23 protein-coding genes are annotated in these 25,361 nt (G+C 68.4%); 6 read left to right on the top strand and 17 right to left on the bottom strand.

Annotated elements, in window-relative coordinates:
* Window positions 1-8: 8 nt before the first annotated feature.
* Genes TEF_01515 through TEF_01500 form a run of 4 tightly spaced genes read right to left on the bottom strand, consistent with a single transcriptional unit; the run spans window position 9 to window position 4,732 of the window.
* Window positions 9-1,130: a hypothetical protein gene (locus TEF_01515; GenBank protein ID ANK79617.1), complete on the bottom strand. Its 1,122-nt coding sequence runs from the start codon at window positions 1,128-1,130 to the stop codon at window positions 9-11.
* 10 nt (window positions 1,131-1,140) lie between these two features.
* Entirely contained in the window at window positions 1,141-3,048 is a 1,908-nt protein-coding gene (locus tag TEF_01510) for a hypothetical protein (GenBank protein ANK79616.1), read from the bottom strand.
* Window positions 3,045-3,779 carry an ABC transporter permease gene (locus tag TEF_01505; protein ID ANK79615.1) on the bottom strand — a complete coding sequence of 245 codons (735 nt, stop codon included), beginning with the start codon at window positions 3,777-3,779 and terminating at the stop codon, window positions 3,045-3,047. Before TEF_01505 ends, TEF_01510 begins: the two co-directional genes overlap by 4 nt.
* Window positions 3,776-4,732 (bottom strand): ABC transporter ATP-binding protein, encoded by a 957-nt coding sequence (locus TEF_01500; protein ID ANK79614.1) that lies wholly within the window; start codon window positions 4,730-4,732, stop codon window positions 3,776-3,778. Before TEF_01500 ends, TEF_01505 begins: the two co-directional genes overlap by 4 nt.
* 209 nt (window positions 4,733-4,941) lie before the next feature.
* On the opposite strand from TEF_01500, the gene TEF_01495 reads away from it, so the two are divergent.
* Window positions 4,942-5,652: a haloacid dehalogenase, type II gene (locus tag TEF_01495; protein ID ANK79613.1), complete on the top strand. Its 711-nt coding sequence runs from the start codon at window positions 4,942-4,944 to the stop codon at window positions 5,650-5,652.
* A 317-nt stretch (window positions 5,653-5,969) separates the two neighbouring features.
* Here the strand turns inward: TEF_01495 and TEF_01490 are convergent, their stop codons facing one another.
* Together TEF_01490 and TEF_01485 are read right to left on the bottom strand one after the other, a co-directional pair.
* Window positions 5,970-6,404, bottom strand: coding sequence for a 30S ribosomal protein S9 (locus TEF_01490; protein ANK83207.1), 435 nt, complete (start codon window positions 6,402-6,404; stop codon window positions 5,970-5,972).
* Between the two features lie 77 nt (window positions 6,405-6,481).
* Complete coding sequence (locus tag TEF_01485; GenBank protein ID ANK79612.1) at window positions 6,482-6,940, bottom strand: 50S ribosomal protein L13; 459 nt, start codon at window positions 6,938-6,940, stop codon at window positions 6,482-6,484.
* A 1,103-nt stretch (window positions 6,941-8,043) separates the two neighbouring features.
* Between TEF_01485 and TEF_01480 the strand changes: the two genes are divergently transcribed.
* The 5 genes from TEF_01480 (at window position 8,044) to TEF_01460 (ending at window position 14,490) form a co-directional block, all read left to right on the top strand.
* Window positions 8,044-8,871 (top strand): hypothetical protein, encoded by an 828-nt coding sequence (locus TEF_01480; protein ANK79611.1) that lies wholly within the window; start codon window positions 8,044-8,046, stop codon window positions 8,869-8,871.
* A gap of 138 nt (window positions 8,872-9,009) precedes the next feature.
* Window positions 9,010-10,206 carry a hypothetical protein gene (locus tag TEF_01475; GenBank protein ID ANK79610.1) on the top strand — a complete coding sequence of 399 codons (1,197 nt, stop codon included), beginning with the start codon at window positions 9,010-9,012 and terminating at the stop codon, window positions 10,204-10,206.
* Between the two features lie 174 nt (window positions 10,207-10,380).
* Complete coding sequence (locus tag TEF_01470) at window positions 10,381-11,169, top strand: enoyl-CoA hydratase (GenBank protein ANK83206.1); 789 nt, start codon at window positions 10,381-10,383, stop codon at window positions 11,167-11,169.
* A gap of 384 nt (window positions 11,170-11,553) precedes the next feature.
* Window positions 11,554-12,714, top strand: coding sequence for a phosphoserine aminotransferase (locus TEF_01465; GenBank protein ID ANK79609.1), 1,161 nt, complete (start codon window positions 11,554-11,556; stop codon window positions 12,712-12,714).
* Window positions 12,715-12,915: 201 nt separating this feature from the next.
* On the top strand, window positions 12,916-14,490 hold the full coding sequence (locus tag TEF_01460) for a phosphoglycerate dehydrogenase (protein ANK79608.1): 1,575 nt from the start codon (window positions 12,916-12,918) through the stop codon (window positions 14,488-14,490).
* A gap of 259 nt (window positions 14,491-14,749) precedes the next feature.
* Here the strand turns inward: TEF_01460 and TEF_01455 are convergent, their stop codons facing one another.
* The 11 genes from TEF_01455 to TEF_01405 all read right to left on the bottom strand — a co-directional run bounded on the left by TEF_01455 (window position 14,750) and on the right by TEF_01405 (window position 25,316).
* Window positions 14,750-16,681 carry a cell division protein FtsH gene (locus tag TEF_01455; GenBank protein ID ANK79607.1) on the bottom strand — a complete coding sequence of 644 codons (1,932 nt, stop codon included), beginning with the start codon at window positions 16,679-16,681 and terminating at the stop codon, window positions 14,750-14,752.
* 146 nt (window positions 16,682-16,827) lie between these two features.
* Complete coding sequence (locus TEF_01450) at window positions 16,828-17,832, bottom strand: tRNA lysidine(34) synthetase TilS (GenBank protein ID ANK79606.1); 1,005 nt, start codon at window positions 17,830-17,832, stop codon at window positions 16,828-16,830.
* Window positions 17,807-18,796, bottom strand: coding sequence for a tol-pal system protein YbgF (locus tag TEF_01445; GenBank protein ID ANK79605.1), 990 nt, complete (start codon window positions 18,794-18,796; stop codon window positions 17,807-17,809). Before TEF_01445 ends, TEF_01450 begins: the two co-directional genes overlap by 26 nt.
* Window positions 18,797-18,895: 99 nt before the next feature.
* The gene (locus TEF_01440; protein ANK79604.1) at window positions 18,896-19,429 is read right to left on the bottom strand and encodes a peptidoglycan-associated lipoprotein; all 534 of its coding nucleotides are present in this window, start codon (window positions 19,427-19,429) and stop codon (window positions 18,896-18,898) included.
* A gap of 189 nt (window positions 19,430-19,618) precedes the next feature.
* Complete coding sequence (locus TEF_01435; protein ID ANK79603.1) at window positions 19,619-20,974, bottom strand: Tol-Pal system beta propeller repeat protein TolB; 1,356 nt, start codon at window positions 20,972-20,974, stop codon at window positions 19,619-19,621.
* On the bottom strand, window positions 20,974-22,026 hold the full coding sequence (locus TEF_01430) for a hypothetical protein (GenBank protein ANK79602.1): 1,053 nt from the start codon (window positions 22,024-22,026) through the stop codon (window positions 20,974-20,976). The genes TEF_01435 and TEF_01430 overlap by 1 nt, the downstream gene beginning before the upstream one ends.
* 13 nt (window positions 22,027-22,039) lie before the next feature.
* Complete coding sequence (locus TEF_01425; protein ANK79601.1) at window positions 22,040-22,477, bottom strand: protein TolR; 438 nt, start codon at window positions 22,475-22,477, stop codon at window positions 22,040-22,042.
* Window positions 22,477-23,208, bottom strand: coding sequence for a protein TolQ (locus tag TEF_01420; protein ANK79600.1), 732 nt, complete (start codon window positions 23,206-23,208; stop codon window positions 22,477-22,479). Before TEF_01420 ends, TEF_01425 begins: the two co-directional genes overlap by 1 nt.
* A complete protein-coding gene (locus TEF_01415) occupies window positions 23,205-23,666 on the bottom strand; it encodes a tol-pal system-associated acyl-CoA thioesterase (protein ID ANK79599.1) in 462 nt (153 codons plus the stop codon). Before TEF_01415 ends, TEF_01420 begins: the two co-directional genes overlap by 4 nt.
* Window positions 23,659-24,711 (bottom strand): Holliday junction DNA helicase RuvB, encoded by a 1,053-nt coding sequence (locus TEF_01410; GenBank protein ANK79598.1) that lies wholly within the window; start codon window positions 24,709-24,711, stop codon window positions 23,659-23,661. The genes TEF_01415 and TEF_01410 overlap by 8 nt, the downstream gene beginning before the upstream one ends.
* Window positions 24,708-25,316: a Holliday junction DNA helicase RuvA gene (locus TEF_01405; protein ANK79597.1), complete on the bottom strand. Its 609-nt coding sequence runs from the start codon at window positions 25,314-25,316 to the stop codon at window positions 24,708-24,710. The genes TEF_01410 and TEF_01405 overlap by 4 nt, the downstream gene beginning before the upstream one ends.
* Window positions 25,317-25,361: the final 45 nt, after the last annotated feature.

Below are 25,361 nucleotides of genomic sequence, written 5' to 3'. Positions count from 1 at the left end.
CTTCTTGTTCAGCTTTCCTCTTTCGGTGACGTCACGGTCTCCATCCGGTGGATGAAGTTCTGGGCGGTGAACTCGGCAAACAGATAGGCCCAGCCCTCGGCCCTTTCCATGGCCGTCTGGGCGCGCTCGGCGCCTTCTTCCGGGTCGATCACCGGCTTTTCCTCGTCGGGGCCGGTCAGCTCCGGCATGTCGGCCTCCGTCGAGACGCTGTCGGGATCGTGGCGGATGTCGAAGGTGACCCAGTAGGCCGGGTCGCCGTCCGTCTCGAAGCCTGCCTCCTTCGTGCGCACGGTGACGACCATGCCGTTGTCGGCGCGGTAGGTGGTCTCCACGGCGCCGGACATGTCGACCTCGTCGGCGGGGCGGACGTCGGCGAAGGGCAAGAACTCCAGGCTGCGCTGGGCAGCGGTCAGGCGGATGTCCTCGGTGACCCGGCCTTCGGGCATGTCCACGGGGCGGAGGTCGCCATAGGGATTGCGCTTCAGCCTGAGCGTCTCGCCGCCGGGATGCTCGACCACGACCTCGCGGATGCGGGCGCGTTCGATCTTCAGCAGCGTCTTGTCCAGCCAGGCCGTCGGATCCTTGCGGATGTCGAAGCGGCTCTCGACCAGCCAGGTGCGGTCCTCGCCCTCGCGGCGGACATAGACCTGCCCCGGCTCCGACGAGGTGGGCAACTGCTTCGTCTTGCCCAGGATCAGCGCCGCGAGCGTCTCGCCTTCGGCCGTCCTCGCGGTCATGGCGACGGTCTTCACGTCGTCGGCGCTTTCGACTTCCGGGTCGGGGCCGACCAGGCTGAGGCGCGTGTGCTTCGCCGGGTCGGCGGTCTTCGGCGCCACCACGGCGGCCTTGCCCAGCGCCACGGCGGCCTGCTTCACGCGGTCCGGATCGGCGGGGTAGCCGCCGCGCTCGGCCATGCGCCAGACGCCGGCGTCGTCGCGGCGGATGGTCCACTGGTCCAGCCCGGTGTCGAAGCCGAGTTCGGCGATGTCGTTGACCCGTGCGGCGAGGCCGGGATAAAGCGGCTCCCCGTAGACGCGCTCGGCCAGGCGCTCGTCGCGCGCGGCCACCAGCCACAGCGCGGCGGCGACGGCGAGGGCGGTGACGGCCAGAAGGACGAACCAGCTTTTCACGCGCATGGTCTCAGACCTCCCTCAGCTGCTGGCTGACGCGGCGGCGGTGACGCCGGTAGAACGCGACGCCGATGGCGATCAGCAGCACCAGTGCGGGCATCAGCGCGATGTTGACCAGTTGGATATCGGCCCGCAGGGCCTCGATATCGCGGCGCAGGCTGTGCTGGACGCCGCGCAGTTCGCGCCTGGTATCGAGCATCCGCTGCTGGAACTCGGCAATGGTCCGCTCCTCCTCGGCGGAGAGCAGCTCCGTGGCGCCCTCCCCGGCCCTGGACTGCAGTTCGGCCAGCTTCTTCTCCGTCTCCGAAAGCTGCGCCTCGAGCGCCTCGGCCTCGGCCAGATAGCGCTGCTCGGCTTCGCGGCGCAGTTCCTCGATGCGCGCGAAGGGACGGTCGCCCTCGGCGCGGCTGCGCAGGCCGATCAGCTCGCTGGAGCCGGTCAGGTTGTCCAGCGCGTTGACCAGGAAGCTGGCGTTGGCCGAGGTCGGCTGCATGACCTCCTCGCCGAACATGTCCTGGCGCTGCACCCAGTAGCGGTCGTCCAGCATGTCCGCGTCGGCGACAACGATCATGTCGACGGGGCCGTCGGACTTCGCCACGTGTTCCGCCTCGACACCCTCCGGCGGGCCTTCGGCAAAGGCGGAACTGACCTCGCCCTTCAGCCGCGCCGCCAGCACATAGCGCCGGTCATCGGCCTCGAATTCGGACAGCAGCGCCTGCGGGTTGGGCCGGAACCGGATCTTCGAGGCGTCGATCAGCATCGAGTCCTGGCTCGACAGCACCAGCGGACGCAGGTCGACGGTGGCGTCCTCGGCCTGCTCGATATGGCCGATCGAGGGCAGCAGCAGCGGCATCTGCAGTTCGGCGGTGACGACATCGTCCTGGTTCAGCGCCTCCGGGCCGGCGGTGAGCCAGGCCACGTAGTCGACGATGGCGCGCCGCCCCTGGCCGGCGTTGACGCGAGTGGCGTAGCCGCGGTCCGCGACCAGCCGGTCGCCGTCGATGCGCAGGCCCCAGGCGTCGAACAGCGCCTTGGGGATCGACGAATGGGTGTCCAGCGGGCTGGGCGGCTGGCCGCCCGGCGGCGGCAGCTGCGCCGCGGTCTCCGAGAACGGGTCGGCGAAGATCACCGCCTTGCCGCCGTTCACGATGAACTGGTCGATGGAATAGAGCTGCTTCGGGGTCAGGTCGCGCGCGTGCAGCAGCATCAGCACGTCCGTGTCGGCGTCCAGTTCCTCCCAGCGCGGGGTCGGCACGCGCACCTCGAAGAACTCCCTGAGCGGGCGCAGGATGCCATAGGCCCGGCTCTGGCCGCGCATCGCCGCCTGGATGCCGCCGGGCCCGAACTCCAGCGGGAAGGAAGTGATGATCGACAGCACCGGCAGGTCGGGGCTGGACAGGCCGTGGATCGTCCGCGTCAGGTCGTATTCCAGGAAGCGCGCGCGGTCGGGGGCGAAGAAGCCGATGGCCTCCTGGTCGTCGGTCATGTTCTGGCCGACCAGGCCGAAATAGAAGTTTTCGCCCGCGGCGCCGACGGGCACGCCCGACAGCCCGGCGTCGACAGCGCGGTCCTCGGCCTCCGAGAAGGGCTCGGGGTCGATGATCTCCAGGTTGATCATGCCGTCGGCGACCGCCTCGTACTCCTCCAGCATGTTGATCACGTTCTCGGCGTGGTTGCGCACCTCCGGCGCGTTCGAGGCCAGCGAGCGCGAATAGTAGAGCTTCAGCGTCACCGGCTCCTGCAGGCCTTCCAGCAGGTTCCGCGTGCCGTCGGAAAGGGTGAACAGCCGGTGTTCGGTCAGGTCGATGCGCGCCGCGCCCAGCAGGCGGTCGGCGATGACGTTGACCGCCAGGAACAGCGCCGCGGCCAGCACGACGGCGGAGATGTTGATGAAACGCTGGTTCAGCATCGCCCTCATCCCGCCTGCTTCTTGTGTTCGACGACGATCCAGTTGGCGAACAGCCAGACCGCGATCAGGGAGGCGAAATAGACCAGGTCGCGCAGGTCGATCACGCCCTCGACGATGGAGTTGAAGTGGACCAGGAAACTGAACCCCGCGATCAGGTCGAGCAGGCTCTGCGGCGCCCAGGCGGCGAAGAACTCCAGCACCAGCGGCGCGCCGGAGACCGTGAAGGCGAAGCAGACCACGGTGGCGACGACGAAGGCGATGACCTGGTTCTGGGTCGTCGCCGACAGGCAGCTGGCGATGGCGAGATAGCCGCCGGCCATCAGCAGGCTGCCGACATAGCCGGCCAGGATGACGCCGTTGTCGGGATCGCCCAGTAAATTGACCGTGACCCAGAGCGGGAAGGTCAGCGCCAGCGCGATCGCGGTGAACGCCCAGGCGGCGAGGAACTTGCCCAGCACCGCCGCCGGCACCGAGATCGGCAGGGTCAGCAGCAATTCGATCGTGCCGGTCTTGCGCTCCTCCGACCACAGCCGCATGCCGATGGCCGGGATCAGGAACAGGTAGAGCCAGGGCAGATGGGTGAAAAAGGACTTCAGGTCGGCCTGGCCGCGCTCGAAGAAGTTGCCGAGGTAGAAGGTGAAGGCCGCCGTCGTCAGCAGGAAGATGACGATGAAGACATAGGCCACGGGGGTGAGGAAATAGCCGGCGAGTTCCCGGCGGAAGACGATCAGCGCGTTCATGCGGCCTTCTCCGTGGGGCCCTCGCGCCCCGAAGTGATGCTGCGGAATACCTCGTCCAGGCGGCCCGGATCGACGTGGAAGGACCGCATCGGCCAGCCGCGCGCGCGGATCAGGCCGGAGACGGCGTCGGCGATCATCGCGCCCTCGGCCGGCAGGGCCGTCAGCCGGCCCGGCGCCTCCTGCTCCACCGCGGCGACGCCCGGCAGTTTCAGCAGGTCCTCGCGCACGGTCTCGAAGTCCGGCGCGCCCTCGCCCTCGATGACCACGACGACCGCGCCGCGGAAGCGCGAGCGCGCCATCAGCTCGTCGGGCGTGCCGTCGGCGACCACCTTGCCGCGGGCGATGATCATGGCGCGGCTGCAGACCGCCGAGACCTCCTCCAGGATGTGGGTCGAGATGATGATGGCCTTCTCGGGCGAAAGCTCGGCGATCAGGTCGCGCACCTGGTGCTTCTGGTTCGGGTCGAGGCCGTCGGTCGGCTCGTCCAGGATCAGGATCTCCGGGTCGTGCAGCAGCGCCTGGGCCAGGCCGACGCGGCGCTTGAAGCCCTTCGACAGCGTGTCGATGGGCTGGTGCATGACCCGTTCCAGCTCGATGCGGCCGGCGATCTCGGCGATGCGTTCGCGCTTCTTCGCGCCCTTCAGCCCGCGCACGTCGGCGATGAACGACAGATAGCCCGCAGGCGTCATGTCGGGATAGGCCGGCGCGCCCTCTGGCAGATAGCCGATCTTCCGCTTCGCCGCGATGGGGTCGGCCAGGGCGTCGATGCCGGCCACCGTCACCGTGCCCGCGGTGGGGCCGAGGAAGCCGGTGATCATCTTCATCGTCGTGGACTTGCCCGCGCCGTTGGGACCCAGGAAACCCAGCACCTCGCCGCGCCCGACGCGGAAGCTGATCCCGTCGACCGCCGCGAACGGTCCGAAGCGTTTCACCAGATCAGACACCTCTAGCATCGCTGTCACGTGCCCGCTCTCCCCCTTCGACTGCCGCTGGTACGCTGATCTGTCCCGGAGCCGCAACGGACGCCTCCGGTGTTGTTGTGATTGGCTCAGCGCCGGACGGCTAATTAGGCGAACCGCGGCCGCCGTTCAAGGCCTGCGCAAACGCAGACGCCGGGGCCGCATGCTGCTAGCCTGCCGGAAACGACAAGGGAGGGACGGACATGGGCGCGATCAGGGCGCTGACCTTCGACACCGGCGGCACCATCCTCGACTGGCACGGCGGCGTCTCCGCGGCCTTCGCCGAGGCCGGCCGGAAGCGCGGCATCGAACGCGACTGGGCGGCGATAACCAACGACTACCGCCGCCGCTCGCTGAAGCAGATGCTGAATCACGGCGCCGACGGCCCGGCGCAGTACAACATCGACGACGTTCACCGCGCCATGCTGGACAAGGTCATCGCCGACCATGATCTCGGCGCCCTGACCGGCGAGGACCGGGAGGCGATCTGGTACCGCTGGCACGAGCTGAAATGCTGGCCCGACTTCCCCGCCGCGCTGGCCGATCTCCGGACCAGTCATGTCGTCGCCTCCTTCACCATCCTGTCGACCTCGCTGATCGTCGACACCGCCCGCGCCAACGGGCTGTCCTGGGACGCGGTGATCTCCTGCGAGATGATCGGCATCTACAAGACCCGGCCCGAGGCCTACCGCACGGCGGCGAAGTGGCTCCGGCTCGATCCCGGCGAGTGCATGATGGTGGCCTGCCACAATTTCGACCTGCGCGCGGCCCGCGAGGTGGGCTTCAAGTCGGCCTTCGTGCGCCGTCCCGACGAATGGGGCGCCGAGGGTCCGCCGGATCCGGAACCCGATCCGGACCACGACGTCATCGCCGACAGCTTCCCCGAGATGGTGGAGAAGGTCAGGGCGTTGTAAGCGGTTCCGGCGCCTGATTGAACCGCCACTCACTCCGCGTGTCGCCCCCGCCTCTGTGCGGGGGTCCGGAGCGGCTTCGCCGCAAATCGATGATTTTCGACCGGATGCCCGCACAAGGCGGGCATGACACCGTTCGGGGGTGAACCGGCACGTCCGGCCCTGCGGTTCCAAGATTCAGAAGGCGCGCGGGCCAGCCACGCCATCCCTCGCGTGTCAGCCTGGCTGGAAAAGGAAAGGGCCACGCGATCGCTCGCATGGCCCCTTCGGCAGACGGATCGGCTGGCGGTCCCGTCCGGGACCCGCCTGTCCCCGATGCCTTAGCGCTTGGAGAACTGGAAGGAGCGACGGGCCTTGGCCTTGCCGTACTTCTTGCGCTCCACCGTGCGGCTGTCGCGGGTGAGGAAGCCGTTCTTCTTCAGCACCGCGCGCAGTTCCGGCTCGAAGCGGGTCAGCGCCTTGGAGATGCCGTGGCGCACCGCGCCCGCCTGGCCCGACAGGCCGCCGCCGGCGACGGTGACGTAGACGTCGAACTGGCCGTCGCGGCCGGTGATCTGGAAGGGCTGCTGGATGACCTGGCGCAGCACCGGACGGGCGAAATAGGTTTCCACCTCGCGGCCGTTGACGGTGATGCGGCCGACGCCGGCCTTGACCCAGACGCGGGCCACCGCGTCCTTGCGCTTGCCGGTGGCGTAGGCGCGGCCGTGTGCGTCGATCTGCGGCTCGACGGGTTCCGGCGCGGCCTCGGTGCCCATGGCCTGGCCCAGGTCCGCGAGATCGGTGACGGCGCCTTCTTCGGCGTTCGGGAGTTCGGTTTCAGCCATGACGCGGCCTACCTCGCATTCTTGTGGTTGAGGGACTTGAAGTCGATGACTTCGGGCTGCTGGCCCTCATGGGGGTGCTCGGCGCCCGCGTAGACGCGCAGGTTCTTGAACTGCTGGCGGCCCAGCGGGCCCTTCGGGATCATCCGCTGGATCGCCTTCTCGACGACGCGCTCGGGATGATCGCCCTCCAGGATGTCGCGGGCGGTGCGGCTCTTGATGCCGCCCGGATAGCCGGTGTGCCAGTAGTAGACCTTGTCGTCGCGCTTGTAGCCGGTCAGCTTGACCTTGCCCGCATTGACGATGATGACGTTGTCGCCGTCATCCATGTGCGGGGTGTAGCCGGGCTTGTGCTTGCCGCGCAGGCGGTTGGCGGCGAAGGCGGCGAGCCGGCCGAGGACCACGTCCTCGGCGTCGATCAGAATCCACTTCTTCTCGATCGTCGCCGGCGTGGCGGAAAAGGTTTTCATCGCTCTCGTCCTTCAGGATCGTCGGGGGCCGGGACGCGCACGGACACGCGCGGCCCCGCCCGGGAACCGTTCGAAGGCGCGCTTCTACGCGCGCGCAGAGGCCCCGTCAAGCCCCATCGGCCCGGCTAACGCCCCGGAATGGCTGTTTTTTCCGATGGGGTAATATGGGAACACGCACCGCTTGGGTGTGGCCTCTGGGTCAAAAGCGTGTGAGCATGAACTGTTGGTTCATAGACGCTAGGTTGCGAGTCAAGTTCAATTCGACTCAGGATGGCGTTTGCGTCAAACTGTTCGCAGAATGCTTGTCGGAGCATTGAAATGCTATTTGATGATATTTCTAAAAATACACTGCTGTGGCTGAGCGAGTTTGTAATAGTTGTTTTGGTAACTGTATTTCTTAGAAAGAGGATTAGTATTAGAAGTTTAGAAATACTAATTGTAGTAACAAGCTGCATTGCCTCTTTATCTATTTTTATTGGTGCTTACAGGTACATAAATTCAGTTCAATTCAATGATAGGCTGCCTTCTATTATTGGCAGCGCCGCGCCAATGCGAATTTACTTGTCGTCCCTTGGATCATCTGTTTGCCTACCTGGAAGGAAATCGGAAATATCGCCATCAAACTTTGAGAATGTCGAAATGGAAAAGAAAGCGCTGTGTGAATGGTATCAAAAAATTGACGAAATTCCAGAGAATAGAGAATTACTTGAATTGCCAAAAGCAATGGATATGGGTTTAAATATTTCAACTCTTCCCAAAGCACGGTTTTTTGAAGGACAAATGGATCATATTCGGCAAGCTACTGAATTGTATATGAGGAGCCGCAATGAATTATTAATACTCAAAAATAGATCGATGCCGGGTCAATTAGAATATCTTTTTTATTCACTAATTCCAATTATGGTTACATTTGGATTGGCCCTTTCGTTGGGGAAGGCACTTATTTCGTCACCCTAATCCGTTAGCTTCGTTCAGTTAGATCTTCCCCTTCCCCTTCCCCTTCCCCTTCCCCTTCCCCTTCCCCTTCCCCTTCCCCTTCCCCCTCTCCCCCGCTATTCTCCGCCCGATTAATGCATGTGCATCACAGCGGGAGGCGAGGTCCGGTGGACTACGAACAGATCATCTACGAGGCGGCGGACGGTGTGGCCGTCGTCACCATGAACCGGCCCGACCGCATGAACGCCATGACGCCGGTGATGAACGGGGAGCTGCGCCACGCCATGCAGGCCGCGAGCGACGATCCGGCGGTGAAGGCCATCGTGCTGACCGGCGCGGGCCGCGGCTTCTGCGCCGGGGCGGACGTGGCCCGGCTGTCGAACACGGCGGCCGGCGGCGGGCGGGAGGCCGAGCCGCTGCCCGTCGCGGGCGCCATCGCGAACGGCCTCGACCTGCCGGAAGGCTTCGCGAAGAAATACGCCTGGCTGACCACCGTGCCCAAGCCGGTGATCGCCGCCGTGAACGGCGCCGCGGTCGGCGTCGGCCTGGTCATGGCGCTCTATTCCGACATCCGCATCTGCTCGACCGAAGCCAAGCTCGGCACCGCCTTTGCCAAACGCGGGCTGGTCGCCGAGTACGGCCTGGCCTGGCTGCTGCCGCGCGTCGTGGGGCCGTCCCGGGCGCTGGACCTGCTCTATTCGGCGCGGCTGGTGGAAGGCGCCGAGGCCGAGCGCATGGGCCTGGTCGACCGCGCTGTCGCCCCCGAAGCGGTGCTGACGGAAGCGACGGCCTATGCCCGGATGCTGGCCGAGGACGTCTCGCCCAGGTCCACGCGGGTGATCAAGGACCTGGTCTGGCGCTCCCTGATCCAGGACATGGACGAAGCCCAGGACCAGTCGCAGAGCGAGATGGAGGCGGCGCTGAAATCGGACGACTTCCGCGAAGGCATCGCCGCCTGGCAGGAGAAGCGCCAGCCGAAGTTCGCCGGGAACTGACCAGCGCCCGTCATGTCATCCCCGCCAGGCGAGGCGCTGCGCGGGGATCGGGTTCAGAAAAAGGGCCCCGATCGACCCGATCCCCGTGCGGTCCTGCGGATCGACGGGGATGACGTCGAGGGGGCGAAGGAGAGACGAATGGACCTTTCGCCGACGAAGAAGGAAGAGGCCTTCCGCGAGGAGGTGCGCGGCTGGCTGGCCGCGAACCTGCCCGCCGACATCGCCGACAAGGTCAAGCGCGGCCTGATGGTGGCGAAGCCCGACATGCTGCGCTGGCACGCCATCCTGCAGGAGAAGGGCTGGCTGGCGCCCAACTGGCCGAAGGCGGCGGGCGGCGCCGGCTTCTCCATCATGGAACGCCATATCTTCGACATGGAATGCCGCCTGGCCCACGCGCCGCCGGCGATGGCGTTCAACTTCCACATGATCGGGCCGGCGCTGATCGCCTTCGGCACCGACGCGCAGAAGGCGCACTACCTGCCGAAGATCCTCTCGGACGCGCACTGGTGGTGCCAAGGCTATTCCGAGCCCGGCGCGGGCTCCGACCTGGCCGGCGTCTCGACCCGGGCGGTACGCGACGGCGACGACTACCACGTCACCGGCTCCAAGATCTGGACCAGCGCGGCGGACGTCGCCGACATGATCTTCTGCCTGGTCCGCACCGACCCGGACGCGAAGAAGCAGGAGGGCATCTCCTTCCTGCTGATGGACATGACCGCGCCCGGCGTCGAGGTGAAGCCGCTGATCGCGCTGAACGGCCGGCGCTTGTGGAACATCGTCACATTCGACGAGGTGCGGGTGCCGGTGGCCAACCTGCTGGGCCGGGAGAACGAGGGATGGACCGTGGCCAAGAAGTTGCTGGGCGACGAGCGGCTGTTCGTCTCCCGCGTGTCCGAGAACACGCGCATCCTCTCCATCGTCAAGGAAGTCTGCGCCGCCGAATCCTCGGACGGCCGGCCGCTGCTGGAAGACCCGGACTTCGCGCTCAGGGTCGCCGACCTGGAGAGCCGTCTGAAGGCGCTGGAAATGACCTCGCTGCGCATCCTGGCCGAGGCCGACGCGGGCGGGCGGATCGGCGCCGAGCCCTCCATGACCAAGCTGCTGGGCAGCCACATGGTCCAGGATCTGGACGAGGTGCTCTACCGCGCCATCGGTTATTACGGCGCGCCGGACCATTCCGGCTTCCTGTTCCGCGGCGAGAACCAGTTGCCCGTCGGCCCGGATCACGCGGTCGGCATCACCTCGGGCCAGCTCCACCACCGCGGCTTCACCATTGCCGGCGGCACCTCGGAGGTTCAGCGCGGCGTCCTCGCCAAGGCGGTGCTGGGGCTGTAGCGGACGGGGCAGAGAGCCCGGTCGGGCGCCGACCAGATACACGACCCCCTCCCGCTCCCGCCGCGGCGGGACCGCCCTCCCCCTTCGCAAGGGGGAGGGAAGGGGTGGGGGATGCGCTTCCGCCAACTGGCGGTACGGTGGCATCCTGCGAATCGATCCGAAGGGGAGGACATGATGAACAGCAGCGAAGGCGCGGCCCGCGTCGGCTATGAGGTGCGCGACCGCGTGGCGGTCATCACCATGAACCGCGCGCCGGTGAACGCGGTCGACTTCCCCATGATCGACGCCATCCACGACCGGATGCGCGAAGCGGACGCCGACCGCGGTGTCGGCGCCATCGTGCTGGCCAGCGCGGTCGAGGGCATGTTCTGCGGCGGCATGGACCTGAAGATGATCCGCGGCGCCGGCGGCCTCGGCATGCGCGACTTCCTCAACCGCTTCTATCTCGACACGCTGGATCTGCAGGCGAAGCTCGCCAAGCCGACCATCGCCGCCGTCAACGGTCCGGCGCGGGGCGCGGGGATGACGCTTTCCATCACCTGCGACGTCATCGTCTGCGCCGAGAGCGCGAGCCTGGGCTATCCGGAAATCAATGTCGGCGTGCTGCCGGCCATCCACTTCGCCCACCTGCCGGCGGTGATCGGCCGGCACCGCGCCTTCGAGCTGCTGTTCACCGGGGACACCTTCACCCCTGCCGAGGCGAAGGCCATGGGGCTGGTCAACCAGGTGGTCCCCGACGGGGAACTGATGGACAGCGCGATGGCGCTGGCGGGGAAGTTCGCCGCCAAGTCGCCGACGGTGATGCGCCTCGGCCGCCAGGCCTTCTGGCGGGCGCAGGACCTGGACTACCGCCGCAACGTCGCCGCCCAGGTGGAGATGATGTGCGCGCTGGCGGAGACCGACGACTTCGAGGAAGGCCTCGCCGCCTTCGCGGAGAAGCGCAAGCCGGACTGGGCGCGGTGACGTCATCCGGGGAACGACCGGCTCACCGCTTCGGCCTTGACCCCGGATCGTTCCGTCAATCGGCTGAACCGCCACTCACTCAGCCTGTCACCCCCGCCTCCGTGCGGGGGTCCGGAGCGGCTTCGCCGCAAGTCGCCGTCCCTGACCGGATGCCCGCACGGGGGCGGGCATGACACCGAAGCGGCGGTGAGACACCCGGCTCCGCCGAAAGCCCAATGATCCGGAAGGCGCGCGAGCCAGCCATGCCAACCCCCGCGCGTCGACCGTTGGTTGAAGCCATAACGTCGCAGGCCGGTGTCGCATGTTGACCGGAATCTGTCGCAGCCTATCTTCCGCGGCGGGTCACCTCCCCCCAACGGGAGGCTCAGTACTGGAAGGTACTCAATGCAGAAACCGGAAAGGCGTCCGGCGGCGCCTGAATTCTCGTCCGGTCCGTGCGCCAAGCGCCCGGGCTGGTCCGCCGAAGCCCTGGCCGAGGCTGCGCTCGGCCGCTCTCACCGTGCATCCATCGGCAAGCAGAAGCTGAAAGAGGTCATCGACCGCTCGAAGGCGATCCTCGGCATGCCCGAGGACTGGCGCCTCGGCATCGTGCCCGGCTCCGACACCGGCGCCGTGGAAATGGCGCTCTGGTCGCTGCTGGGCCAGCGCCCCGTCGATGTCCTGGCCTGGGAAAGCTTCGGCTCCGGCTGGGTCACCGACGTGATCAAGCAGTTGAAACTGAAGGACACCCGCACGCTCGAGGCGGACTATGGCGCGCTGCCCGACCTCTCCGAAGTCGACTGGAGCCACGACGTCGTCTTCACCTGGAACGGCACCACGTCGGGCGTCTGCGTGCCCGGCGCGGACTGGATCCCGGCCGACCGCGCCGGCCTGGCGATCTGCGACGCCACCTCGGCGGCCTTCGCCATGCCGCTCGACTGGGACAAGCTCGACGTCGTCACCTGGTCCTGGCAGAAGGTGCTGGGCGGCGAGGCCGCGCACGGCATGCTCGCGCTGTCGCCGCGCGCTGTCGAACGGCTGGAGAGCCACACCCCGCCCTGGCCCATGCCCAAGGTCTTCCGGCTGACCAAGTCCGGCAAGATCAACGAGGGCGTCTTCAAGGGCGAGACCATCAACACGCCCTCCATGCTGGCCGTCGAGGACGCGCTGGACGCCCTGAAATGGGCCGAGAGCGTCGGTGGACTGGACGGCCTGATCGGCCGCACCCGCGCCAATCTGGACGCCATGGCCGAATGGGCCGGGCGGACGGACTGGGTCGACTTCCTGGCGAAGGATCCGGCCAGCCGCTCCTCCACCTCGGTCTGCCTGGCGATCACCGACGACTGGTTCTCCGCCCAGCCGGCCGACGTGCAGAAGGACATCCCGAAGCGGATGGCCACGCTGCTGGAGAAGGAGGACGTCGCCTACGACATCAACGGCTACCGCGACGCGCCGCCCGGCCTGCGGATCTGGTGCGGCGCCACGGTCGAGACCGGCGACGTCAGGGCGCTCTGTCCCTGGCTCGACTGGGCCTACGCCACCGTCAAGGCCGAGATCTCCGGCTGAATGCCCGCCAACACCGGTCACCCCCGCCTTGTGCGGGGGTCCGGTTCCGGCGTCGCAGCTTCACCTCTGCCACCGGATGCCCGCACAGGCCGGCCCCTGACCCCGTTCGGGGGGCGAGCATGACCGTCCGAGCGAAACGGTTGCCGTCAATGAAACGCCATTCCGCAACGATTGCGGTCTGTTCCAGGAAAGGAACATCCCATGCCCAAAGTCCTGATTTCCGACAAGATGAGCCCGCTCGCCGCCGAGACCTTCCGTCAGCGCGGCGTCCAGGTCGACGAGAGGCCCGGCCTCTCCAAGGAGGAGCTGCTCGAGATCATCGGCGAGTATGACGGCCTCGCCATCCGCTCCGCCACCAAGGTCACCGCCGACGTGCTGGCCGCGGCCCCGGGCCTGAAGGTCATCGGCCGCGCCGGCATCGGCGTCGACAATGTCGATGTCGAGGCCGCGACCGCGGCCGGCGTCTGCGTCATGAACACGCCCTTCGGCAACTCCATCACCACCGCCGAGCACGCCATCGCCATGATGATGGCGCTGGCCCGCCAGATCCCGCAGGCCGACCGCTCCACCCAGGCCGGCAAGTGGGAGAAGTCCAAATTCATGGGCGTCGAGGTCACGGCCAAGACGCTGGGCATCATCGGCTGCGGCAATATCGGCTCCATCGTCGCCAGCCGCGCCCAGGGCCTGCGCATGAAGGTGATTGCCGCCGACCCCTATCTCTCCACCGAGCGCGCCAAGGAGATCGGTGTCGAGAAGGTCGAGCTGGACGAACTCTACGCCCGTTCCGACTTCATCAGCCTGCATACGCCGCTGACCGACCAGACCCGCAACATCATCGACGCCGCGACGATCGCGAAGATGAAGGACGGGGTGCGCATCATCAACTGCGCCCGCGGCGGCCTGGTGGTGGAGGAAGACCTGCGCAAGGCCCTGGACGACGGCAAGGTCGCCGGCGCGGCGATCGACGTCTTCCTCAACGAGCCGGCGAAGGAGAACGTGCTGTTCGGCCAGCCCGACGTCATCACCACGCCGCATCTGGGCGCGTCCACGACCGAGGCGCAGGTCAATGTCGCCCTGCAGGTGGCCGAGCAGATGTCCGACTTCCTGGTCGACGGCGCGGTCTCCAACGCGCTCAACATGGCCTCCGTCACCGCCGAGGAGGCGCCGCGGCTGCGCCCCTACATCAAGCTGGCCGAACAGCTGGGCGGCTTCATGGGCCAGACCCTGCAGAGCTCGATCAAGACCGTCCGCATCGCCTATCAGGGCCGGGTGGCGAAGCTGAACGTGAAGCCGCTCTCGGCGGTGCTGCTGCAGAACCTGCTGAAGCACCAGATGGATTCGGTCAACATGGTCAACGCGCCGGTGCTGGCGCAGGAGCGCGGCATCCACGTGGTCGAGGAGCGCGACGAGACGCCGGGCAACTACCAGACGGCGATCCGGCTGTTCGTGGAGACGGAGAACGGCACGCGCGGCATCGGCGGCACCCTGTTCGCCGGCGACATGCCGCGCATCGTCGAGATCGACACGATCTCGCTGGAGGCGGAGTTCGGCGAGAACATGCTGTTCATCCGCAATCTGGACAAGCCGGGCTTCATCGGCCGGCTGGGCATGCTGCTGGGCGACGCCGGGGTCAATATCGGCACCTTCCACCTGGGCCGCGCCAACGGCAACGCCGTCTCCTTCATCGAGGTCGACGGGCCGGTGCCCGAGGCGGTGCTGAAGCAGGTCGCCGGCCTGAAGGACTACGTCCAGCGGGTCCACGCGCTCCGATTCTGAGGGCGGCCCCTGAAATGATGGAATCGCCTTGGCATCCCGGGGCGACAGAGTAGGGCAACTCCATCAAGCATCGGAACGGCCTGGAATCCGATCTTTCCCGTATTCGGATGATCCCCCACCCCGACCCTCCCCCTTGATCAAGGGGGAGGGTGGACCGCGCCAGCAGGCCGGGAGGGGGTAATGCCCGCCGGCGCCGGAAAGAAAAACCCCGCGGGTTGCTGCCCGCGGGGTTCGTTCGTTCTCGCCGGTGGCGGAGCAGTCAGCTGCCGGGTTGCGGCTCCGGCTCCATGCCCCCGTCATCGGGCTCACCCTCATGGCCGTCGGTTTCGGGCACGGCGGAGGCCGGCCCGGCCTTGGGCTTGTTGTCGGCCTTGTCCTCGGGACGGTCGATGTTCTCGCCGCGTTTCAGCGCCTGGATCTCGTCGCCCGAGAGGGTCTCGTATTCGAGCAGCGCCTGGGCCACGCGGTGCAGCAGGTCCAGGTTCTCGGTCAGGATGCGCCGAGCGGTCTCCAGCGCCTCGTCGATCAGCCGGCGGATTTCCTCGTCGATCTGCTCGGCGGTGTGCTCGGAGATGTTCTTCTGCTGGGTCACCGAATGGCCGAGGAAGACCTCCTCCTCGTTGGAGGAGTAGCGCACCATGCCGACCTTGTCGGAATAGCCCCATTCGGTGATCATCCGCCGCGACAGGCCGGTCGCCTGCTGGATGTCGCTGGCGGCGCCGGTGGTGATCTTGTCCTTGCCGAAGATGATCTCCTCGGCCACGCGCCCGCCCATGGCCACCGCGAGGTGGGCGATGAGCTGGTCGTAGCGCATGGAGAGCTGGTCCTTCTCCGGCAGGCGCATGACCATGCCCAGCGCGCGGCCGCGCGGGATGATGGTCGCCTTGTGGATCGGGTCCGAGCCCGGCATGAAGATGCCGACGATGGCGTGGCCCGCCTCGTGATAGGCGGTCAGCTTCTTCTCGTCCTCGTCCATGACCATGGAGCGCCGCTCCGCGCCCATCATAACCTTGTCCTTGGCGTCCTCGAACTCGTTCATGGTGACCAGGCGCTTGTTCTTGCGCGCGGCCAGCAGCGCGGCCTCGTTGACCAGGTTCTGCAGGTCGGCGCCGGAGAAGCCGGGCGTGCCGCGGGCGATGATGCGCGCGTCGACGTTCGGCGCCAGCGGCACCTTGCGCATGTGCACCTTCAGGATCTTCTCGCGGCCCAGGATGTCGGGCAGCGGCACCACCACCTGGCGGTCGAAGCGGCCGGGGCGCAGCAGCGCCGGGTCCAGCACGTCGGGGCGGTTGGTGGCGGCGATCAGGATCACGCCCTCATTGGCCTCGAAGCCGTCCATCTCGACCAGCAGCTGGTTCAGGGTCTGCTCGCGCTCGTCATTGCCGCCGCCGAGGCCCGCGCCGCGGTGCCGGCCGACGGCGTCGATCTCGTCGATGAAGATGATGCAGGGCGCGTTCTTCTTGCCCTGTTCGAACATGTCGCGCACGCGGCTGGCGCCGACGCCGACGAACATCTCGACGAAGTCGGAGCCGGAAATGGTGAAGAAGGGCACGTTGGCCTCGCCGGCCACCGCGCGCGCAATCAGCGTCTTGCCGGTGCCGGGCGGGCCGACCAGCAGGCAGCCCTTGGGGATGCGGCCGCCGAGCCGCTGGAACTTCTGCGGGTCCTTCAGGAACTCGACGATCTCCTCGAGTTCCTCCTTGGCCTCGTCGACGCCGGCGACGTCCTCGAACGTGACGCGGCCCTGGCGTTCGGTCATCAGCCGGGCCTTGGACTTGCCGAAGCCCATGGCCTTGCCGCCGCCGCCCTGCATCTGGCGCATGAAGAAGATCCAGACCGCGATCAGCAGCAGCATCGGGAACCAGGACACGAAGATGGAGAACAGCGCGCTGCCCTCCTCCCGCGGCTTGGCGTCGATGTCCACGCCACGGTCGCGCAGCGTGTCGATCAGCGTCGGGTCCGACGGCGCGTAGGTCTGGAAGGGCTGGCCGCCCTGCAGATGGCCGGAGATGTTGTTGCCCTCGATGGTGACGTCGCGGACGCCGCCTTCCTCGACCTTGGTCAGGAACTGCGAATAGGTGAGCTGCTGCCCGCTGGTGTTGTTCGAGGGGCTCTGGAACAGGTTGAACAGCGCCAGCGCGAGCAGCGCGATGATGATCCAGAGAGCAAGGTTTCTTCCGAAGGGTGCCACGTGTTTCCCGTTTCGATCATGTCATCTGGGCGCCGGCCGCTCCGGCGGAGAGACCGCCAGTCTCGGCGCACCTTTGCTAGATAAGCGTTAAAGCGTTTCGGGCAAGCAGGCGCAAGGGCCGATCTTTCGCCGCCGGCCTTCCCGGATCAGAGTTGACCGCCGCGCGGCGACCGCGCCTCCGCCGCCACGCTCAGCGACGACCGGTCCAGCGCCAGCACCGTCCCGCCCACCGTGACCCGGCGCTGGGTCTCCAGCCGCGCCATGGCGTCCTCCAGCCGGCCCAGCGGCGCACGCGCGCCCGCCACTTCCCGGATCGCGCGGTCGAGCACGCGCAGCGCCGTCTCCTCGGGCAGGGCCCGCCAGCCGGCGAGGTCCAGCACCAGCGGCCGAGCCGACGGGTCGGCGCAGAGCGCCGCGAACGCGTCGCCGGCGGCGGTCTCCAGCGCGTCGGCCGCCCGCGCCGCGCGCCGCGCCAGCCGGCCCAGCCGGCGGCGGAGACGGCCGTCCTCGTCCAGTTCCGCCAGCCAGCCATCCAGCCGGTTGCGCTCGAACTCGGGGCTGTCATTGCCGGGATCCTCGATCCAGTCGTCGCCGGCGTCGCGCAGCAGCGCCAGAAGGTCGGCCCGCGCCACCCCCAGCAGGGGCCGGATCAGGCGCACGCCGCCGCGCCGGCTCTCGGGCCGCATCGCCGCCAGCCCGTCCAGCCCGCTGCCGCGCCTGAGACGCATCAGCACCGTCGCCGCCTGGTCGTCCTGGTGGTGGCCGATGAACAGTTCGCCGGCGCCGTGCGCGCGGCACCAGTCGAGGAGCAGCGCGTAACGCGCCTCCCGCGCGGCCTCCTGCAGCCCGGAACCGGGACGGCCGCCCTGCCGGGCGAGCACCGCCGCGTCGACGCCCAGCGCCCGCGCCCGGCGCGCCGCCAGCTCCGCCTCCGCCGCCGATTCGGGGCGCAATCCGTGATCCACGACCAGGGCGCTGACGCGCCGCCCGCCGTCCGCCGCCCAGTCCCGGGTCAGGCGCAGCAGCGCGGTGCTGTCGGGGCCGCCGGAGAACGCCACGGCGACGTGCGGACCCGCCGGCGGCAGGGCCGCGAGCGCGGCCCGGAAGGCCGCGGCCGGACCGCCGTCAGCAGCCCGCCCGGCGGCGCTCACTGTCGGCGCGCTGCAACAGGCTCTGCGCGGCGTCGGGGTAGCGGTCCCGCAGCTCGTCGAAGACCGCGCAGGCGTCCTTGTTCTGATCCAGCTTGGTCAGCGTCATGCCGAGCTTCAGCAGGTTGTCGGGCGCTTTCGAGCTGCCGCGGTATTTCTTGTAGCCTTCCAGAAAGGCCCCCGCGGCGCTCTCGTAGTCCTGCTGGACATAATAGGTCTCGCCCAGCCAGTACTGGGCGTTGCCGGCCAGCTCGTGTTCCGGATAGCTGGCAAGGAAGCCGCTGAAGGCGGACTCGGCCTCGCCGAAGCGCTTGGAGCGCAGCATGTCGAAGGCAGCGTTGTAGGCCTCCTGCGGGGTGCCCCCGGCGGCGGCCGGCGTCTCGACGGGCCGCGCCGGCGCGGCCAGCGCCGCGTTCTCGGACCCGCCCGCGGCGCCGTTCTCCGCAGGCGCCGGCACGCGTTCCAGCGCCTCCGGCGAGACCGTGCCGAGATTGCGCGGTCCCGGCGCAACGCCGCCGGCGCTGCTGTTGGAACCGTCGCCGGCCGGACCCTGGCCCGCCGCCGGCGGCGCGCCCCCGCCGGCGGCGAGGTTGCGTTCGATGGCGGTCAGACGGAAATCGATGTCGGCGACCAGCTTGTCCATGCGGTCGTTCAGCCGCCGCACGGTGAAGTCGATCTCCTCGAGCCGGTTGGTGAGTTCCCGGATCTCGGTTTCCAGCGCCTGCACCTTCAGCCCGGCCGCCGGCGCGTCACCGCCGGACGGGGGTGCGGACGCCGCAGGCCCGGCGCTGTCCGACGGCAGGGGCCTGCCGCCCAGCACATGGGCCTTGAGGTCGCTGATGCTGCGCTCCAGGCGCTGCACCCGGTCCTGCAGCGGCGCGAGGTCCTGCGCCGCCGCCGGAACCGCCGACAGGACAAGGATCGCCGCCGCGGCGGCGAAGGCGAAAGGTCGAACAGCGGATCTCATCGCGTCTCCTTCTTCGATCGCCCCCCCGCGGACCCGCATCCGCGGGCGGGGTCCCTCCCGGCCCCCGCCGCGAATGCGTTCAGCGCGCCTGCCCGTCCTTCAGTTGGCGATGACGGTCACCGCGCGGCGGTTCTGGGCCCAGGCTTCCTCGTTGTGACCCAGCGCCACCGGACGCTCCTTGCCATAGGAGATCGTGGTGATGCGGCCGGGCGCAACGCCGAGGCTGACCAGGTAGTCCTTCACCGACGTGGCGCGGCGGTCGCCCAGGCCGAGGTTGTACTCGCGGGTGCCGCGCTCGTCGGCATGACCCTCGATGACCACGTTCTTGGACGGGAACTGCTGCAGATAGGCGGCCTGGCGGCGCAGGGTGTCGGTATCCTCGCCGTCGAGGTCATAGCGGTCGAAGCCGAAGAACACGCGGTCGCCCACGTTCAGCACGAAGTGTTCCTGCGTGCCCGGCTGGGGGCCGGCCGGCTGGCTCGGCTCGGCCTGCGGAGCCGGCGCCGGCGCCGCCTGCGCCTGTCCGCCGCCGGTGTCGCTGGTGGTGGTCACCGGCTCTTCCTCGCCGCAGGCGGCGACGAGGAACAGGGCAGCGGCGAGGCTGCCCATCTTGATCAGAAATCGCTGGCGCATCTTTATTGTTGCTCCCTCATGCTTGACGCCCACGTGACGTCAGGTTGCAGATGCTGTCCGGCGCTTGATTAAGTCACGCGGACGCGGACAGTGGCTGCAACATTTAACACCCAAGTTCGCAAAGCAAAACGGCGGAGTTGGGCCGAACCGGCCCTACGGTGTGGCAAATACGTGTCATTCGGCCCTAAATCAGGGCGACAACGCCGACAGCGGCGACCAGGCGGGGTCGGAGGCGTCCAGCGGCGTCGGCACCTCCCTCAGGTTGCGCCCGGTCAGGTCGACCGACCAGAGCTTGACGCTGCCGCCGCGGCCATCATTGCCGCCCGGAATCTGGCGGAAGAAGATCAGCACGCGGCCGTTCGGCGACCATGTCGGCCCCTCGTCCAGGAAGCTTTCGGTCAGGATCCGCTCGCCGGTGCCGTCGGGCCGCATCACCCCGATGAAGAAGCGTCCGCCCTTCAGCTTGGTGAAGGCGATCAGGTCGCCGCGCGGCGACCAGACCGGCGTCGCGTAGCGGCCATCGCCGAAGCTGATGCGCTGCACGTTCGAGCCGTCGGCGTTCATGGTGTAGATCTGCTGGCCGCCGGAGCGGTCGGAGTTGAAGGTCACGCGCTGGCCGTCCGGCGACATGCTGGGCGAGGTGTCGATCGCCAGATTGCGCGTCAGCCGCCGGGTCACCCGCGTGCGCAGGTCCATGATGAAGACGTCGGAATTGCCGCCTTCGGCCATGGAGAACAGCACCCGCTCCCCGTCCGGGGAGAAGCGCGGCGCATAGGTCATGCCCGGGAAGTCGCCCAGGATCTCCTGCTGGCCCGTGTCGATGTTGAACAGGTAGACGCGCGGCTGGTTCTGGAAATACGACATGTAGGTCACGACCTGCTGCGTCGGCGAGAAGCGCGGCGTCAGCACCAGGTTGGAGCCGTCGGTGAGAAAACGGTGATTGGCCGAATCCTGGTCCATGATCGCCAGCCGCTTGACCCGGCGGTCGGGCGGGCCCGATTCGGCGACATAGACGATCCGGGTGTCGAAATAGCCTTCCTCGCCGGTCAGCCGCTTGTAGATGGCGTCGGAGATGATGTGGCCGATGCGGCGGGCGTTCTCCGGCGAGGTGAAGTAGACGAGGCCGGTGAGCTGGGTTCCAGCGAAGACGTCCCACAGCCGGAACTCCGTCCGCAGCCGGCCGTCGCTCTCGATGCCGACATTGCCCGCGACAAGGGCCTGGGCCTGGATGGTGCGCCAGTTGCCGAAGTTGGGCCGGACCTGGATGGCGGCCGGCTCCTCCAGATAGGCGCGCGGGTCGATGACCCGGAACAGCCCCGAGCGAGTCAGGTTGCCCCGGATCACGGAGGCGATTTCCTGGCCCAGTTCGCGCGTCGTGCGGGTCTCGCCGTGGATGTCGGTGACCGCGATCGGCAGCGGGTCGACATTGGCGCTGGTGACGTCGACCTGAAGCTGCGCGCGGGCCGGCGCCGCGGCCAGCAGCGCCAGGGCGACCAGCGCCAGCGCCGCGAAGGCCGGAAGGCGTCGAATTCCTGCAATGATCATCAGCCGTACATGTCCCTGAGGTTGAAGTTGATCTCGATCTCCTGCCAGTCCTCGAACTTCTCCTGCGGCAGGGGCAGCGGCTGCGACTTGTAGACGGCGCGGACCGCGCTGTCGGAGAAGGCGCCGAACACGTCGCGCGACTGGCCGGCGTCGAAGCCGTCGATGATGCGGGGCGGGGCCGCCAGCGTGCCATCAGGCTTGAGGAATATGCGTATCACGACCTGCATGCTCTCGACGCCGGGCGCCCCGTGGTTCGGGCTCCAGTTCTCCCGCAGCCGGTGTCGCAGGAGGTCCACTTCCGAGACCGATAGCTTCTGATTGAGCCGATTCTGTGACACGCCGCCCTCGCCGATGCGGATGTCGGCCAGCTGGCGCCGGTCCTGCTCGCGCGGCCGCGGCGGCTGGCGCTCATCGGCCATGCGGTCGATCTTGGCGGCCAGCCGGTCGAGATCGAGGCCCTTCTTCTCGGTCTTCTCCGGCGCGGGCTTGGGCGCCGGTTTCGGCGGCGTCGCGGCGGTCTTCTTCTCGGGCTCCGGCTTCGGTTCGGGCTTCGGCTCCGCCTTCTTCTCCGGCTCGGGCTCGGGCGCCTTCGGCTCCGGCAGGGGCTCGCGCGCCGCCAGCTTCTCGGCCTCCTCGACGACCTTCTCCTTGGGCGCGACCGCCTTGTCGGCGCGCTCCTCGACCGCCGGGCGCGGCGCGGGCGGCGCCACGGCGACGTCGGGCGCCGGCTCGGGTTCGGGGGCAGGCGGCTCGGGCGCCTCGCGCACCAGGGCGTTGGTGTCGGGCAGGGGCGGCGGCTCCGGCGCCGCGGCAGGCGGCGGGGGCGGAGGCGGAGGCGGGCTGTCCGGGGCGGTGGCCTGCGGCGGCGGCGGGGCGTCGGTCTTCTCGCCCGCGGTGGCCTGATTGGTTTCCGGGCCGATGGTGGTCAGTTCGACGGGGATGATGGGGTCGCTCAGCACCTCGGCCGGCGAGTCCAGAAAGGCATAGTCGAGCACCAGCATCACGACCACGAGGACGTGCAGGCCGAACGAGAATGCGGCGCCCCGGACCATCACGCCTCCCGCATCATTCCCCGACCCGCGCCGGCGCCTGCGCGACCAGCGCGACCCGCGTGAATCCGGCGGCGTTGATGGCGCCCATGGCCTCGATCACCCGGCCATAGGCGATCGTGCGGTCGCCGCGCACGAAGATGCGCCGCTCCTGGTTGCCGTTGGTGATGGCGATCAGCGCCGGCACCAGATCGCCCAGCTCGATCTCCTTTTCCTGCAGGTAGATCTTCCCTTCGTCGTCGATGGTCACCGCCAGCGGCTCGTCGAGACCCTGCAGGTTGGGCGCGACCGCCCGGGGCAGTTCCACCGGCACGCCCACGGACAGCAGCGGCGCGGCGATCATGAAGACCACCAGCAGCACCAGCATGACGTCGACGAAGGGCGTGACGTTGATCTCCGACATGGGCGTGAAGCGCTTGCGCCGGAATCTGCCGCCATGGACCTGGATCGCCATCAGCGGCTCTCCCCTTCGTCGAGCTGGCGCGACATGATTGCCGAGAACTCGCCGGCGAAGCCCTCCAGCCGGGTCGCGTAGCGGGCAATGTCATTGGCGAACTTGTTGTAGGCGACGGTCGCGGGGATGGCGGCGACCAGACCCAGCGCCGTGGCGAACAGGGCTTCGGCGATGCCCGGCGCGACCACCGCCAGAGAGGTGTTGTTGGTCGCCGCGATGGACTGGAAACTGTCCATGATGCCCCAGACGGTGCCGAACAGGCCGAGGAACGGGGCGGTCGAGCCGACGGTCGCCAGCACGCCCAGATAGCGCTCCAGGCGGTCGACCTCCCGGTCGATGGAGATGCGCATGACCTGGCTGATGCGGTCCTGCAGGCCGGCGCGCAGCTTGTCGGTCCGCGCCAGGCCGCGTTCGGCAGTGCGCCGCCATTCCCGCATCGCCCCCGCGAACAGCACCGCCATCGGGTGGGAGGCGTTGGCGCCGATCTCGTCGTAGAGCTTTTCCAGGCTGCCCCCCGACCAGAACAGGCGCTCGAACTCGTCGGCCTGCTTCTGCACCCGCCGGTAGCGGACCCACTTCTCGAAAATGATGGCCCAGCACCAGATCGAGGCGACCAGCAGCGCCAGCATCACGATCTGCACCACGATGTCGGCGCGCAGGAACAGCGACCACATCGACAGATCCACCTCGGCGGCCCCCGCGAATTGCCGGGCGATGACGTCTTCGTTCATGTTGATTCTTCCCTGCCGTTTCCTGTCAGGCGTTCCATCGCGGCGCGGATCGCGGGCGGAATGCGCCGGGGCCTTCCGTCGAGACCGATAAATGCCGCACGTACATGGGCCCGGACAAGGGGGTCCCCAAGCCGGGAGATATCCTGCCGCAGCGCGATCGTCGCGCCCTTCAGCGCATCGAGGCGCGTGGTCACCAAAAGGTCATCGTCCAGCCGCGCCGGACGCAGATATTCGACCTTCACGTCGCGAACGGCGAACATTGCGCCATCGCGCCAGATCGCGGCCTGGTCGACGCCGATCAGGCGCAGCATGTCGGAGCGCGCGCGCTCGGCGAATTTCAGATAGTTGGCGTAGTAGACGATGCCGCCGGCGTCCGTGTCCTCCCAGTAGACGCGGACGGGAAACAGGTGGGCGTCGGCCTCGACCCGGCCCAGCGCTGCCGCCGCCGGCTCAGCCATCGCCGCCGTCCAGCATGTCCATCTGCCCCGGCATGGCCGAGGACGGCGCGGCGAGGCCCAGATGCGTCCAGGCGGCGGCGGTCATCATCCGCCCGCGCGGGGTGCGCACCACCAGCGCCTGCTGGATCAGATAGGGCTCGATGATGTCCTCGATGGCGTCGCGCGGCTCCGACAGGGCGGCGGCGAGGTTGTCGACGCCGACCGGCCCGCCGCCATAATTCTCCGCCATGCAGCGCAGATAGCGCCGGTCCATCGCGTCGAGGCCCGCCTCGTCCACCTCCAGGCGCTTCAGCGCCGCGTCGGCTTTCATCGCGTCCACTTCGTCCGCGCCGGCCACGGCGGCGAAGTCCCGCACCCGCCGGAGCAGCCGTCCGGCGACGCGCGGCGTGCCGCGGGCCCGGCGGGCGATCTCGGCGGCACCGTCGGCGGTGAGCTTCAGCCCCAGCACCCGGGCGCCGCGGCGGACGATCTGCTCCAGCTCGGCGGGCGCGTAGAACTCCAGCCGGCAGGGAATGCCGAAGCGGTCGCGCAGCGGCGTGGTCAGCAGGCCCGAGCGCGTCGTCGCCGCCACCAGGGTGAAGGGCGGCAGATCGATCTTCACCGAGCGCGCGGCCGGCCCCTCGCCGATCACCAGATCGAGCTGAAAATCCTCCATGGCGGGATATAGAATCTCTTCTACGGCAGGATTAAGGCGGTGCACCTCGTCGATGAACAGGACGTCGCGCGCCTCCAGGTTGGTCAGGATGGCGGCGAGGTCGCCGGCGCGGGCGATCACGGGGCCGGAGGTGGCGCGGAAATTCACGCCGAGTTCGCGGGCGACGATCTGCGCCAGCGTCGTCTTGCCGAGGCCGGGCGGACCGAAGAACAGGGTGTGGTCCATGGCTTCGCCCCGGGCGCGGGCGGCGTCGATGAAGACGCGCAGGTTCTCGCGCACCTTCTGCTGGCCGATGAAATCGGTGAGTTCCAGCGGCCTGAGGCCGATCTCGCCGCCGTCCTCCGGGCGTTGCTCGCCCGCCACCAGCCGCTCGCCCTCCGCACCGCTCACCGCGCCAGTTCCTTCAGCCCGGCGGTAATCAGCGCCTCGACGGTGGCGTCGTCGCCGGCGAGGGCCGCGCCGCGCAGCACCGCCGCCTCGGCCTCGGCCCGGCGGTAGCCCAGATTGACCAGCGCCGAGGCCGCGTCGCCCGCCGCGCCGCCGACCGAAGCCGCGCCCGGGGCCGCACCGGCCTGCGCCGGCCGGGCGGGCAGGGCGCCGACCTTGTCCTTCAGTTCGCTGGCGATGCGCTGCGCCAGGCGCTTGCCGACGCCCGGCGCGCGGGTGATCGCGGCGACGTCGCCGGACGCGATGGCCATGCGGATGTCATCGGCGGCCAGCGCCGAGAGGATCTGCAGCGTCACCTTCGCGCCCACGCCCTGGACGGTCTGCAGCAGGCCGAACAGCTCCTTCTCGGCGCGGTCGGCGAAGCCGTAGAGGTGGATGTGGTCCTCGCGGACATGGGTCTCGACCTGGATGGCGACCGCATCGCCCTCCGTCCCCAGCGCCGCCAGGGTGCGGGCCGAGCAGAAGACGAGATAGCCGACCCCGCCGACGTCGATCACCGCGTGATCGGCGCCGATCCGGTCGAGAATTCCCTTGAGGCTGGCGATCATGGCGGGCGGCGGTCCGGGGGTGATTCGGTATCGGGCCGTTGTAGC

The sequence above is a fragment of the Rhizobiales bacterium NRL2 genome (genome assembly GCA_001664005.1).
Classification (GTDB): Bacteria; Pseudomonadota; Alphaproteobacteria; order Minwuiales; family Minwuiaceae; genus Minwuia.
This window is presented reverse-complemented; position numbering and strand designations above follow the sequence as displayed.